This is a genomic window from Mesorhizobium sp. M4B.F.Ca.ET.089.01.1.1, assembly GCF_004022605.1.
In the GTDB taxonomy this organism is placed as follows: domain Bacteria; phylum Pseudomonadota; class Alphaproteobacteria; order Rhizobiales; family Rhizobiaceae; genus Mesorhizobium; species Mesorhizobium abyssinicae.
Genome location: NZ_RZOS01001277.1, coordinates 1 through 537 on the forward strand (window position 1 = coordinate 1; position 537 = coordinate 537).

General features: G+C 59.0%; 1 protein-coding gene. It reads right to left on the minus strand.

Features of this window, described 5'->3' with window-relative positions:
• The coding region (locus tag EN780_RS37130) for a CaiB/BaiF CoA-transferase family protein (RefSeq protein WP_133372996.1) at nt 1-512 on the minus strand (512 nt) is incomplete at its 3' end.
• Between the last annotated feature and the right edge of the window lie 25 nt (nt 513-537).

Genomic DNA, 537 nt, shown 5'->3' on the forward strand with positions numbered 1-537 from the left:
AGGCCCGCCGAAATGTCGCAAACCGAGACCCCTACACGCGCGGGCCCTTGTTGGTTGCCAGTGATCGCGCATAGACCTGTTTCGGCCTGGACGATGAGATCATAGGCCTTCAAATGGGAATACGGCCCTGTGTTCCCGAATCCAGAGATCTCGCAGGTGATCAGCCGCGGAAAACGTCGACGGAGATCCGCAGACGCGAAACCCAGTTTTTCAATGCTGCCCGGTTTCAGATTCTGGATATAGACGTCTGCACTGGCAATGAGCGTGTCGAGAACCTCGCGGTCCGCCTCCAACCTCAGGTCTAGACAGACCGACTCCTTGCCCCGGTTGAGCCAGACGAAGTAGGCGCTCTGCCCCCGAACCAACTTGTCGTAGCTTCGGGCAAAGTCCCCTTCCGGCCGTTCAATCTTGATCACTCGGGCGCCGGCATCCGCAAGGCGAGATGACGCATAAGGCGCGGCCACAGCCTGCTCCACGGCAACGACGGTGATCCCCTCAAGGCTATTCTGCATTGCCGACATACCGCGCTAATCATCC